Consider the following 13,346-nt stretch of genomic DNA (forward strand, 5'->3'; position numbering starts at 1 on the left):
AAAAGATCCTTTCTGGGTTCCGGAGAGGTCAACCAGTTAATCAGGCACTAGCTGAGAGTTGAAACCGGGCAAAGTTTGCATTTGTTTCTGCTTCAAAACTCAATCAGACCGTTCGGGTAATATATAATACATGTCCCCCGGAAGTATTCGCCTCCGGGATGTCTGTACCCGTTTGATCCGCTCCAGTCGAAGTTGAGCCAGTACTGCGTTTCCTGCCCATCTTCAAGCACTCTCTCCGAGTACCAGACATTTTCGGCAGAAGAGTATCTCTCTGCTATGTAGTCAAGTATCTCGTAAGCCGTATCCCTGTTATTCCCTATGTAAATTTCAGGATAAGCGTGCCCGTAAGACTCATTGTATGCCGTAACTATCCTTGTATTGAATCCCATATTTTTCAAAAGAGCAGACATAACAATTGAATAGTCATCGCAGTCCCCTGTATATCCGCTGTCGATAGTCTGTGAAGCCCCGAAAAAAAATTCGGCATTTTTGTCGTACCTGTACTGCCAGTGCCTGTTTACGTGATTAAAAACATTGCAGGCATCTTCCATATTGTATCCTGAAGCTTTTCCTGTGATATTGCAGACCTCTGTCTCTATCCTTTCCTCTCCTGATCCTATAGCCCTCCGAAAGTTCAGAGACAGCAACCTGTATTCTTTTGGATAAACAGCTCCTGATTTCTCTTCGGAATATGTGGGCACCTCAGGTATCCTCGGGGAAGGAGTACTTTCACTCGCCCCGATTCCGGCAAGATCAGCTTCTTCGGCTTCGAAATCTCCTGCCGGGACCGTACCTTCAGGCAGCAGTTTATTAACTTCATCAGTGAAGAGGTTCTCCTTAAGGTTACCAGTGTCCATACAGCCGGCTGTTAAGGAGACAAGAAAAATAAGGAATAAAAATTTTAAAGCCTTCATACAGGCCACAAAATCAGCTCCAGAAGTACGTATAAGAAATACTGTACAAAAAGTACTGTATAAGTTTAATAGATTATTAAACTTTTCTAAATATAATAGAGAAAATCTCTTTAAATTCTAATATTATCCTCTGGTTTCTATACCAGAGCTTATATTTCCCTTCTTCTTTTTAAAAATACCCCGCATTTAGGATAATCTAGCCCTTCGCAATATTTTCCTTTAGGTTGGAATTGAGGGCATGATGAACAATATTTGCATTTCACGTGTGAAATAATGGATAAGATTCCCATAAATCTCTCCTGCTATTATTTCATTATCAACTATGTATAGAATATCAAACTAAATTTCCCTGCAAATATTACATTTTCATATTTTTTCTCTTCAAGCATGGGCCTGCTCCGTTTTAATCCCTGATGCCCCCTTATTTCCTGAAGTAACCTCAGTTATTCTAAAGTACGGCAGTCCCTTAATTGCCAGTTGAGCCATCGAATGCTCGATATCCGGAGTATATTCTTTAATCCTGAGAGGGCTGGCTATAACGTTAAGCAGTTCTTCAAGACTCGGACTGTTCGATTTCCAGGTCCCGTCACTCTGTGTTTCAGCTGTAAAGACTTTCCATTCAATTTTTACAGACATTAGTATGATCCCCCATAAAAAATTGTTTATTTGGTTGCGCTAAACGCTCAAAAAAATAAATGGGTAATAATCAGATTTAAGTATTTTTATATGTTTGCATCTATAACCTTTTATTATTCATATAATCGGCTTTTTCCCTTTCAAAACCTTAAAGTATTGACCAGGAAAAAAAGTAGAGAATAAAATCAAAGGAAAGAGTCATTGTCTCAAGAAATTCAAGCCGGCAAGTGTACAGATGAGTGTGTACAGACTGAACATGAACAAATTGAGCGTGTACTGAATATGAACAGCTTGAGTATTTTACAGATTGAACGTGTACGGACTAAATATGACAGATTGAAAAAAAGGTTATTCAGCAGAGAGCTACTTTAACCTTAATTTAATCGAGCAGTTAAGGAATAGAAATATTTACGTTAAAAAGTGCTCCTGAAGGTTGCCTTTAAACAGGGAATTTCACTGATCTCTTTGCTGCCTCATAGATAACTCAGGAAATCCAGCACAATCCTATTAAATTCAGCAGGTTTTTCCATATTTGGCACATGGGCACTATCAGGAAGTATAATCTTTTTTGCCCCTTTAATTTCGTCTGCAAGCAGGTCAGCAACCCTGAGAATTTCAGGATTATCAAGAGAACCGACTACAATCAACGCAGGAACATTGACTTCATCTAGCCTCCCGGCAGCCGGCGGATTGAGAGGATTAAGAGGGTTGGCGTCGGCTATAGCCCATGTTTTATTTTCAACTGCAATCCGGTTCATTTCAGCCGCATATTGGCGGACGCGAGAGTCAACCTGCTCTGGCTGGCGGAAAGTACCATCAACCCAGAGACGGATTTGCAGGTCACTTGCGCGATCCAGATCCCCCTGCTCGAGAGCCTGCAGCATCTCCATAACCTGAGAAGGAGGAGCCCCTCTCATTTGAAAGCCACCCGGAGTCCCGCTAACAATGATCAGAGACAGCACCATCTCAGGGTGCTCAAGCGTGAAATCAATGGCTGTTTCTCCGCCCATGGAGCAGCCCAATATGTGTGCATGTTCAATGCCGAGTTCCTGCAGCAAAAGGTATAAATCCTGACGGCGGGAAACCGGCCTTGTTGCAGAATCGGATTTTCCGAACCCACGCATATCAAAGCGAAGAACCCTGTAATGCTGTGTAAAGTCATTCCACTGCCCGTCCCACATGCGGCTGTCAACAAAACCCGCGTGTATGAGCACAAGCACCTCGCCTTTTCCCTCAATTTCATAGTAGAGCTTCCCATCTCCAATGTCAGCGTATCCTGCAGTCATATCTGGTGCCTCTCTTCCTGCAATTCAGCCCTGATTACTATTATCGCTATATTTCATTAATTATCTGAATCCTGGCTCCTTATTTAGGGGCTTTCTCTCATTATTGAACCTGATAACCCCGGCCTTAATCCGGTCTTATGCAGGGTTTTAATCAGGGTCTTAGTCCGGACTTAATCAGGGTTTTAATCAGGGTCTTAGCCCAGGTCTTAGTCCGCACTTAACCAGGACCTAATACAAATAATTCGGGTCTAATCAGGATCTTAATCAAGACCTTAATCAGCATCTTCTTCTTTCCTGATCCTTGCATAGATCTTCTTAGCAGATTTTTTCAGCAGGTAATTCAGGCTCTCTTTTGATATCGGTTTTGATTTTTTAACTATCATTACAGGCTTCCTGGAATGCCTGGCAATCCTCTGCGACAGGGTCCCGAGAAAAGAAATCTTAAACCTCTCGCTCGAGTCGCCAATAATTGTCAAGTCGTAGCCGTTTGAAACTTCCAGTATGGCATCTTCTATAGAGTACCTTTCGAGCAGTTTGAAGCTGACAGGTACCGAAGTTATCTTTTTTGCCTGCTCTTCAAGTTCTCCAGCAATTTTCGCCTTTTTATCCGGGTCCTCATCGGGACTGATGATGCTGATTATTCTAATTGCAGCCCCGGTATTTACAGCAAGCTTTTTTGCCAGATAAAGACCATGTACCGAATTTTCTTTTCCATTATATGCTACAAGAAGTTTCTTAATGCTGTCAGGCAGATGTCCTTTTAATAGAGCAATCTGGCTTTTTGAGGATCCGAGAACATCATTTGTTACGTCTCCGAGTGAATACTTAAACCTCTTTGATTCATGCCATCCCATAATGATTATGTCTGCATTTTCAATTTCAGCCTGTTCAATAATTGAATTTGAGATTCTGTGGTCAAAAGCAACGATAAATTCTCTTTTATTTCCGAACTTTGCAGGATAAACATCGAAATCTTCTTGAAAACGATAATCCAGCTCTATTTTTTTCTCGTGATAGGCTTCCTGAGCCACCTTTAAGGTTGTCTGGCGAGGAACTTCAATTATATGCAGACAAATTATCTCATTTCCCAGGAAATCTGCCAGCTTCAGAAGGTCTCGTTCATGCCCCGGATTGGAAACCGGCACAAGTACCCTGCCAACAGAAACTGGTTCAACACTTACTCTTTCGACATTGTTTTCCAGCAGGTCAAACAGGTTATAAGCTGGCATGGCTTTGCCTTTTCCATAAAACATGTACCAGCCAGCTCCGGCAAATATCATCAATACAGAAAATAGTAAAGGTAAACCACCAAGAAGAGGCAGCAGTAATAAGCTCCCGACCACTCCGAATATTTGCGTGAAAGGGTATAAGGGGTCACGGAATGTTGGTTCATATCCGGGTAGAGTCCGCTTTCTAAGGATCAATACTGCCATATTTAGCAGGATGAAAATCAAAATGTTAAAAGCCCCGCCAAGTCTTGCCAGCTGCTCTATGTCGAACAAAAACAGGAGCGCAACCATTACAGACCCGGTGACCAGTATGGCATTGTAAGGAGTTTCATACTTTTTATGGATCATGACAAACCATTCGGGCATCAGTGCATCTCTGCTCATTGCGAAAGGAAATCTGGAGGAGGAAAGGATGGCACCATTGGCTGTTGAAAGCGTTGCAAGAAGGGCAGCAAAGGAAATAAAGAATTTCCCGGAATCTCCTCCAATCAGGCCTGCTATATCTGCCAGCGGAGTGACCGTTGTTGCGGTCCCTTCAGAGCCTGAAAATCCTACAACTACTGCCATTATACCAACATAGAATAAGGTCACTACAACTGCTGAGGCGATAAACGCCCTTGGCAAGGTTTTTGAAGGATTTTTTACTTCCTCGGCTACTGCGGCCGCTTCTGCCAGACCAAGATAGGAGATGAAAATAATCCCTGTTGTAGTGAATATTGAGGTTATCCCGTGCGGGGCTACCGGGAAAAAATTAGCTGGCTTAACCATGAAAGATACTTCGCCGATGAACAGGACCAGTATCACCAGTAGAATAATAACGATAATGTTCTGCAGTGAACCACTGCTTTTTGCACCGCGGTAATTAATAACTAGCAGAAGTATTCCTGTAACAGCTGCTACTAAATAGAGAGGTAGAGGATGAAAGACCTGAGAGTATTCTGCAAGCCCTATGAGTGCAAATGTACCTTTGAATACGAGTGCCAGCCAGGAACCGAGCCCGATTACTGCACCAAATGCGGCTCCCATTGTCCTGCTGATATAGTAATAGCTGCCGCCTGCTAAAGGCATGCCTGTTGCCAGCTCGGACATGCTGATTGCTGTAGCTATTGAAATGAGCCCGCCCAGCAGAAATGAGATTATTGCTCCTGAACCTGCATTCGCCATGGCAATTCCGGGAAGGAGGAATATTCCTGCCCCTATCATTGTTCCGGTGCCTATTGCAAAAGTTGAGAAAAAACCCAGGCTGCGCCCCAGTCTTTCCGTTGTTTCAACTGGCGCCATCTATATCTCCGTCTCTCCAGGGTTCGCGAATAGGTAAATCAGGCCCTGTATAAACTTTCATTTTATAATTATGCCTGCAGTATTGATTATACATTTCCGCACCATACATCCGGGCAGGCAAAGAGAGTTCAAATCCCTGCTTAATGGATCCTGCTTTCGAATAAAAATCTCCGAAAAACGTCATTTTCCTCCTGCAGTACGGTTTCAATCTCTGTTTTGGCGGGTCATGAATTACAAGTCTTTAGAGGAAGAAGGCAACCTATTTCTGATCAAAAGGCTTCGATCCTGTCTTAGTGATTCTTGCTTTCAAATAGTACATATAATTATCCGTCGAGGGCATATTTAAGTTTCAATTCACATTTAATGGGCACTGCTTTCGAATCAGTTACTTTCTGCACTTAACTTATTATTTTTACTGTCCTGCCTTGCTGTTTCCTGATATGATAATAGCTTTCCAGATCTTCTCAGCCTCGCTACATTCTTCTTCGCTACATTCTTCTTCGCTAGATTTTTCTTTATTGATATATCAACCTTAAAACCTTGCTCTCGCAATTCCCTGGACAAACCGGAAATGTCCAGGATACTGTTTTTAGAGTTCCACTGCTGTATCGGGTTGACCTGCTCTTCTCCGGCTGCCTGGAACTTATAACAGATAATTTTCGGAAAATTTAGCTGCTTCAGTATTACCATATGCCATTTTTCACTATATATGTTAGACTCACGAAATTCCTGAAGGTCACAGTGCTCATTTTTAGTAAATTTTGCTTATGAACTCCTTAGTTCCATATTATAAAATAGAAATTATTTTTGGAATAATTGAAGCGAGACCATAATGACTAAAGCTGAATAATATAAAAGCAAGAGTCCTTATAAGTTTAAATCAGGGATTATAGTATTCATTTATACACTCTCCAAATAGCTTTTTGGATTTTTCAAACCCTTCATAGATCCCATCTAAATGGTCCTGAGAATAATTTGGTTTTTCTTTAACAACAATCGTATCTATAATACGATTGAATCTATCCTGCAGGCTCTGTACCTTTACAGTCGGATCTTCGTCTGATACGGGTGAAAGAAAATTTTCCACGTTTTCCTCAAAAGTGTCTTTAGCTATTTCCAGACCTTCATTTACTCCTTCTTTATAATCTGAATAAGCCCGCCTATCTTTATTTCTTTCAATTAAGTCGCTAAATTTTCTCACTGTCCTGTTAATTTTTCGTTGATCCAAATTTACCCCTCCTATTTTAAGATACAAAAAAGGATATTGATATCTAAAGAAGCTCAAGTACTCGTTGATCAATTTGTTTTAGAAAACCGGTTTTTATAAAGTGGGAGAAAAAACGGAAGAATTTAAGACCCTATTTTAATAAATCTTGGTTCAGGATAACTAATTAATTTACTGTTATTTATATCTATTTTTAATAAAATTCCTGTTTCAGAGAACCTTATATCGAGGCGCACCTTGAGAGAGATATTGCTCGCTTATTCCTTACCAAAGCAATTATAATTTGCAGGTGTAACTGATTATTATAGCCGACATAAGCGGTCATTCTGACTAAAAAGCGGTCATGCTGATTAAAAAGCGGCCATGCAACTAAAACTCATGTTCTGTAAAAAATTGGAATTCATGGCTTCAATCAGGGATTATAGAATTCTTTAATAAATTCCCCAAATAGTTTTTAGACTTTTCAAACCCTTCATAGATCCCATCTAAATGGTCCTGAGAATAATTTGGTTTTTCTTTAACAACAATCGTATCTATACATACGATTGAATTTATCCTGCAAAGTATGTACCTTTGCAGTCTGACCGCCATCTGAAATAGGGGAAAGAAACGTCTCTATGTTCTCTTCAAAAGTATCTTTGGCTATTTCTAAACCGCTGTTCATTCCTTCTTTAAAATCCGAATAAGCTCGTCCATCCTTATTCCTTTCAATCAAATAACTAAATCTTCTAGCTGTCTTCTTAATTCTTTGCTGATTCAATTTTCGCCCCTTCCTAAATATAAAAGAGACTCTTTATGTCAATAACAATAGTCCCGATGCATGTTTTTATCGAATCTCGCTTTGAATAAACGCTGAACAGTTATGTAGATGTAGAGTCATTGTCCGAATTCCTGTTTTAATGGATCTGCTCCCGGATAATCAATATATTTAGTATTATTTATAATAGTTTAGTTTTTATTATTTAAAAGGGTCTTGCTAACGAGTTTAAAGCCAGTCTGAGAAAAAACAATGAGCTGCTGGTATCCGGTATCCATTCCTGATTAATTAGCCTTGCTTGTGGACCCAGTAACTGAACAATTTGGTGATAAAATCACAGATTTTACTAAGATTTATTAGATATCGAGATATTCATTTTTTTCTTTTCTTTTTCTTCTTTCTTTAGTCTTCCTTGTCAAATGGTTTTTCCTTTAATTATTTTAAGGCTCCTGCAAGCTTGTCGAAAGATTCGTTCCAGCCGGCCTCAGTTTGTTTACTCATCTCTCCGGCAGGGATTCCAGTGTGCTTCAGGGTCATTTTTGTCCTGCCATTGTTCTCTTCAAACGTCACCATCACCTGCAACTCCAGCGGGAAATCCGCACTCAGTCCGTAATGCGTCGCAGGAACCACGTTGCCATCTGCATCTGCAAAGGAATCGGTCATGACAAGCCTCTCCGACACAACGATTTCGCGATAGGTCCCCGTGCTCCAGAAATCCTGACCTTCAGGACTGCGCATAGAATAAAGATACCTACCTCCTACACGAAGATCGATTTTGCAAACCGGTGATGTGAAGTCTTTTGGTCCCCACCACTTTTTCATGATCTCGGGGTCAGTCCATGCCTTCCAGATAAGCTCACGCGGCACATCAAAGACTCGAGTAATGACAAGTTCCTGAACCTCAGAATTTTGTGTAGTATTGCTTTCTGCTTTATTTCCCATAAAACCACCCTGTTATTTTGTAACTGTTAATCCATTTACTGACCTGTGTTCACTTTTTGACTGTTACTCATTTATTGACCGGCTATACCTGATTGGTTGGAATTTATCTGCTTCCGGCTCTGGTCGTGGTTGCAGTATACCCGCCTCCAGGCTACTCCCAGGAGCCTGTAAGGGTGTTGCTATCATTGCTGAGCCTTGCCCTCTTTAGTCTCGCAGAAGAAACCACGTATACGGCCCAGATGATCAGGTGCTGCGGCTTATTTTCCAGATGTATTCGGAGATGTTGCCCACATTGCCAAAGAAATGCGAGGTGAAGGTTCTTTCAGAATCATCATAGCCGATGACCTCTATACCCCTGATATTCTGCCCTTTATGGTCGATATCAACGTGCTGGATAAGTAAAAGCCACCTTCTATCCATTCAAAAAAGATTACCTGCCCATTTATCACTCCATTCAGGCCTGATTCACGTCCTTTTATATACCAGGTTCCAACAAGTATATCAAGGCGCCTGAGTGCAGGGTCTATCCTGCGTGGCTTTTGCCCGGGCATCGAGTTCTGGCGATGTGGAGCGGTTATGTTTCATTTAGTCTCCCTGTTCTTTAATCGGATATTTACGTTTCAAGCAAAAAATGAATAGCCGGTTTTTAATAGTGATAAGAAAATAATGAGCATTGAGTTTGCCAGAAAAAGAAGTCAGAAGCAAAGTTAACTGAAAGTTACATTCAGTACTTCGCTAATTTTGATTTCCTCATTACGGAAGCTTCTCGATACCTTTATATGTAAATTTCCTGAATTGCTAATGTCAGTACTTCGCTAATTTTGATTTCCTCATTACGGAAGCTTCTCGATACCTTTATATGTAATGAAAAATGCCTCTCTATGTCTTTTTTCACAAATAAGTTCAGAAATAGGTTTAAAATCGAATTAAAGTCAAAGTACTGTATTGATTCTGTATTACAACCTCTCACATCTCATGTAATCCTCAAGATCAATGGTTCACTTACAAGTGAAGACATTATTCGTACTGTTGTGAGTTTGGCAGTCGATAAGAGTTCAGTCCATTCTGTCTCAAAACAGTATTCTGCTGTTGCTTGTGAAACATCTTTACGTTACCATCTTAAGAAACTAAGGAATAACAAATATATAATTTAAAGTATTTTTATTGTCATATAATATTGATTAAAATCTGTTAGAAATGACAAGGAATTTACTTTAATGCTGCACACAAAATATTCTGAAAAAATTGAAAAACAGATGAAAGCGTTTTATAACACTTTAAATGAGAAAGATCGAAGAAGATATGCAGCCATAGAAGCAATGAAATTAGGACATGGGGGACAAAACTACATAAGTAGTGTTCTAGGCTGTCATTTTCAAACTGTTATGGCTGGAATTAATGAAATCACTAATGGTATAGAAAAACCAGGTAACAGGATTCGAAAGTCTGGCGGAGGAAAAAAGAAAATCATCGATACATTTGAGAATATTGATGAAGTTTTCTTTGACATTCTAAAACATCATACGGCTGGAAGCCCTACGGATAAAGAAATAAAATGGACGAATCTGAGTCTCAAGGGCATTTCAAAGGCTTTTGAAGCAAAAGGCATGAACATAAGTCCACATGTAGTAAAGCAGCTCTTAAAGAAACATGGTTTTGTAAAGAGAAAAATGCAAAAATCTGTCACTATGAAAGACTGTAAAGGCAGAAATGAGCAGTTTGAGAAGATTAACAAGCTCAAAGAAGAGTACGTAAAAAGCGAGAATCCGATAATCAGTATAGACGTAAAAAAAGAAGTCATCGGTAATTTCTACCGTGACGGTAAAATCTACTGTACCCAGACAGTAAAGGTATATGACCACGATTTCAATACATTTTCAGATGGTTTTGTAATTCCACATGGTATTTATGACCTGAAACGTAACGAAGGATACATCACTTTAGGAACCAGTAAAGATACAAGTGAGTTTTGTTGTGACTGCATTAAATACTGGTGGGAAAAATACGGTAAGGAAAACTATCCTAAGGCAAATAGCATTTTAACCTTAGCAGATGGTGGTGGAAGCAACTCAAGCAGGCATTATATTTTCAAGGAAGATCTGCAAAAGCTGGTAAATGAAATTGGGATTGAAATCAGAATGGCTCACTATCCACCATATACTTCGAAATACAATCCAATAGAACACAGGTTATTCTGTCATGTTACAAGTGCCTGCAAAGGTACTGTTTTCAGCACTATTGATGTTGTTAAAAGCCTTGTTGATAGGACGTATACATGCACAGGATTGAATGTGTTTTCAACCATCAAAAATAAAGTTTATGCTACGGGAAGAAAAGTAAGTGAAAACTTTAAGGAAAAAATGAAAATTGTCTTTGATGATTATTTGGGAAAATGGAATTATACAGCTATTCCAGAAGTTAAAACTTGAAGTTATTTTTCAATCATTCCTAAACATGGACGAATTGATCCTATCCAATGAAAAGATTCTTCTTCAAAATCCCCTAAAAACTCTCAAAACAGGTAAGAGCTATGAGTTTGCCATTGATTTAACCAACGATCCTTATTACGGGAAAACAGATTCGTCTAACGAGAAATATGTAATTCGTAGCCAAGCTAAAAAGTCAACAAACTCTTTTTACTCATATATCTCCCTCTACATCACTAACAAGAACGAAAGGTTTACTGTATCTGTTCTTCCTGTAGAAAAGAAAAAACCAATGGTTGAATACCTCTCCTATTTTCTCTATCTCATCAAAAGACTGAATTTTAAAATCAAGGTTCTCTGCCTTGATAGAGAGTTTTATTCTATAGATGTGTTTGAATTTTTGCAAAGTAATGGTGTTCCTCACATAGTTCCTGTTGTCAAGAAAGGAGAGAAGATGAAGCAACTTATGAATGGGAATAAGGCTCGGAGTACACAATATGTCATGAAGAATTCTAAGAAAAAGATTCTTTTAGACATTATCATTGATGTTAAGTATCTGAAAGGAAAGAGAGGTAAAAAGGGATGTGAGAACCTTGGTTTTGTTGTTTTTGGAGTTAAATGGTCTCCAAGAAAGGTCAGTACAGTTTACAGAAGAAGATTTGCTATTGAATCGTCATACAGGATGAGGAATGTGGTTAGACCAAAGACATCATCTAAAAACGCAACTATAAGGTACTTTTATGCATTGGTATCCTTTCTACTAAAAAATATATGGCTATACATTCAGAATAAACATTTTACTATTGTCAAAAGAGGACCTCAGGTCATAGATGAGGATAAGTTCAGATTTGAAGTATTTATACTTATTATTAAGGAATGGATAAGAAGAAAGTTAAGAGTGAGGACAACAGTGTGGTGTTTGAGATAAATGAAGGTAGAGTAAAAGTGGAGGAAAGATTTTAGCGAACTACTGACATTGGTCTTAAAGATAAATTACCTGATTTTTCTACGAGATTACCTGTTCTCTACGAGATTACCTGCCTCTACGAGATTACCTGCCTCTACGAGATTACCTGCCTCTACAAGGTTACCTGCCTCTACAAGATTACCTGCCTCTACAAGATTACCTGCCTCTACAAGGTTACCTGCCTCTACAAGATTACCTGCCTCTACAAGGTTACCTGAATTTATTAAATCTTTGTAAATCGATTCAGCCCATTTTTGGACCAGCTCAGTATAGCAATTCGGACCATGAGCACAGACATCGGGTGCAGTCAATGACCATTTAATCTTTGATTGGTACGAACCGTGATTTTCCAGGGTTCCTTTAATCTTCCAGGTTCTCCCTTTTGAAGCTAAGGTTTTCCGGTTATTCTCAAGCAGTTCCTGAGCAGACATATTTTTTTCAATTACATCTCTTAAAAACTGTTTTGCGCTTTTCAATGCCTCAGGAGAATAAAGGCAGGGATGCTGAAGGCAATAGCATAAGACAGTGAGGTGGTGCAGCCTGCCCGTACCTGCAGGGTCCTCGAAATCCCAGGCAAGCATTTGATTGAAGTAATCCCGGCACGTTTGCTTGTTTTTTAAAAAACTGCCGCATTCAGGGCACATAATATGAGTACTGGTCATGGTTTCAATCCCTGCTTTAATGTTTCAATTCTCTTTTAGTATTTCAATCCTTGATTAAATATGTCTTGCTCACAAAGGAATTAGACATCCAGCTAAACGGAGCAAGATTTATTTATTCATAAATTCTTCGATGAGTTTTACTCTGTCCATCCTTTCCCTTCTTTTGTTTACATTCAGCTGCAATTCCAGAGGCGGGACCTTTATTTCATACCCATTCCATTTTATGGTCTCGAGGTTCGGTCTTGCATAAGGGCCGCAATCCACCGGTTCAGGGATGTCAAGGATGTCCTGAGTGTCGGATGCAATGCCTATTCTTGCATGCAGGAAAATTACTCCGAAATCCTTTGTCAGCCACCCGTTTGCATCAACAATGGGTTCGATCAGGTAGTCTGAGAAAACTTCAGTAATTTCCTCAATGCCCCTTGAATCAATCATGATATCCACATCATGAGGATTCATTTTTATGCCCCTTATGCAGACAGCACAGCTCCCTGTCAGCCACCAGTCGATACCCGTACCCTGAGTCCTCCGGCAAAATTCAGTTAAGGCTTTTTCCCACGGGACAGGAGCAAAATAACCAAGCTGGTCAAACATCAGCTTTGCATTCTCAGAATATCTTTTCTTCATTTCATCCAGATATTTATCATCCCCCGAATAGACTTTTACGTACCCTCTACCATCGTATCCATAAAAGCACATTTTCAGGACACTTTCTATTTCGGATCTAATTCTGAAATCCTGAATACTACCTTCCCCTCTGACTCTTCAAAGATACTCTCATAGACCTGATCTCCTAATTTGATCTCCTTGATTTGATCTCCTTAATTTGATCTCTTTAATTTAATCTTTTTAATTTAATCTCTTTAATTTAATCTCTTTAATTTAATCCCCTCAATAAACTCTACAATTTCCTTAATTAATTCCTTAATTAATTCCCCTAATTAATTTTCTTAACTTGATTCCCTTAATTCAATTATTGAGCAACTGATTTTTGCTGACAGTGCACTGTTCTCAGGCACTT

Annotated in this window: 13 protein-coding genes and 2 pseudogenes; 3 read left to right on the forward strand and 12 right to left on the reverse strand. The window is 39.5% G+C overall.

Features of this window, described 5'->3' with window-relative positions; genetic code table 11:
* Positions 1–92 precede the first annotated feature (92 nt).
* From ACZ5A8_RS06755 to ACZ5A8_RS06800, 10 genes are all read right to left on the reverse strand, one after another.
* Positions 93–914, reverse strand: coding sequence for a transglutaminase-like domain-containing protein (locus ACZ5A8_RS06755; protein WP_464534044.1), 822 nt, complete (start codon positions 912–914; stop codon positions 93–95).
* A 381-nt stretch (positions 915–1,295) separates the two neighbouring features.
* Positions 1,296–1,550 carry a hypothetical protein gene (locus ACZ5A8_RS06760; protein WP_464532962.1) on the reverse strand — a complete coding sequence of 85 codons (255 nt, stop codon included), beginning with the start codon at positions 1,548–1,550 and terminating at the stop codon, positions 1,296–1,298.
* A 473-nt stretch (positions 1,551–2,023) separates the two neighbouring features.
* Positions 2,024–2,836 (reverse strand): alpha/beta fold hydrolase, encoded by an 813-nt coding sequence (locus ACZ5A8_RS06765; RefSeq protein ID WP_464532964.1) that lies wholly within the window; start codon positions 2,834–2,836, stop codon positions 2,024–2,026.
* 272 nt (positions 2,837–3,108) lie between these two features.
* A complete protein-coding gene (locus ACZ5A8_RS06770; RefSeq protein ID WP_464532965.1) occupies positions 3,109–5,346 on the reverse strand; it encodes an amino acid permease in 2,238 nt (745 codons plus the stop codon).
* A complete protein-coding gene (locus tag ACZ5A8_RS06775; RefSeq protein ID WP_322223439.1) occupies positions 5,333–5,530 on the reverse strand; it encodes a hypothetical protein in 198 nt (65 codons plus the stop codon). The genes ACZ5A8_RS06770 and ACZ5A8_RS06775 overlap by 14 nt, the downstream gene beginning before the upstream one ends.
* 197 nt (positions 5,531–5,727) lie before the next feature.
* Positions 5,728–6,036, reverse strand: coding sequence for a hypothetical protein (locus tag ACZ5A8_RS06780; protein WP_464532967.1), 309 nt, complete (start codon positions 6,034–6,036; stop codon positions 5,728–5,730).
* Between the two features lie 190 nt (positions 6,037–6,226).
* Positions 6,227–6,574: a hypothetical protein gene (locus ACZ5A8_RS06785; RefSeq protein ID WP_229388356.1), complete on the reverse strand. Its 348-nt coding sequence runs from the start codon at positions 6,572–6,574 to the stop codon at positions 6,227–6,229.
* A gap of 514 nt (positions 6,575–7,088) precedes the next feature.
* A complete protein-coding gene (locus tag ACZ5A8_RS06790; protein WP_464532968.1) occupies positions 7,089–7,331 on the reverse strand; it encodes a hypothetical protein in 243 nt (80 codons plus the stop codon).
* A 432-nt stretch (positions 7,332–7,763) separates the two neighbouring features.
* A complete protein-coding gene (locus ACZ5A8_RS06795) occupies positions 7,764–8,270 on the reverse strand; it encodes an SRPBCC family protein (protein ID WP_464532970.1) in 507 nt (168 codons plus the stop codon).
* Between the two features lie 243 nt (positions 8,271–8,513).
* Positions 8,514–8,690: a hypothetical protein gene (locus tag ACZ5A8_RS06800; protein WP_464532972.1), complete on the reverse strand. Its 177-nt coding sequence runs from the start codon at positions 8,688–8,690 to the stop codon at positions 8,514–8,516.
* A 461-nt stretch (positions 8,691–9,151) separates the two neighbouring features.
* On the opposite strand from ACZ5A8_RS06800, the pseudogene ACZ5A8_RS06805 reads away from it, so the two are divergent.
* The 3 genes and pseudogenes from ACZ5A8_RS06805 to ACZ5A8_RS06815 all read left to right on the forward strand — a co-directional run.
* Positions 9,152–9,418 (forward strand): annotated as a pseudogene (locus ACZ5A8_RS06805) (ISH3 family transposase); the annotation flags it as partial.
* 69 nt (positions 9,419–9,487) lie between these two features.
* Positions 9,488–10,699, forward strand: a complete 1,212-nt coding sequence (locus tag ACZ5A8_RS06810; RefSeq protein WP_464529477.1) for an ISAzo13 family transposase — start codon at positions 9,488–9,490, stop codon at positions 10,697–10,699.
* 19 nt (positions 10,700–10,718) lie between these two features.
* Positions 10,719–11,624, forward strand: a pseudogene (locus ACZ5A8_RS06815) (ISH3 family transposase); the annotation flags it as partial.
* A gap of 86 nt (positions 11,625–11,710) precedes the next feature.
* Here the strand turns inward: ACZ5A8_RS06815 and ACZ5A8_RS06820 are convergent.
* Both ACZ5A8_RS06820 and ACZ5A8_RS06825 read right to left on the reverse strand, forming a co-directional pair.
* Positions 11,711–12,325, reverse strand: a complete 615-nt coding sequence (locus ACZ5A8_RS06820) for a DUF5946 family protein (protein ID WP_464532973.1) — start codon at positions 12,323–12,325, stop codon at positions 11,711–11,713.
* A gap of 108 nt (positions 12,326–12,433) precedes the next feature.
* On the reverse strand, positions 12,434–12,952 hold the full coding sequence (locus ACZ5A8_RS06825; RefSeq protein WP_464532975.1) for a nucleotidyltransferase domain-containing protein: 519 nt from the start codon (positions 12,950–12,952) through the stop codon (positions 12,434–12,436).
* Positions 12,953–13,346: the final 394 nt, after the last annotated feature.

It is taken from the genome of Methanosarcina subterranea, assembly GCF_055385895.1.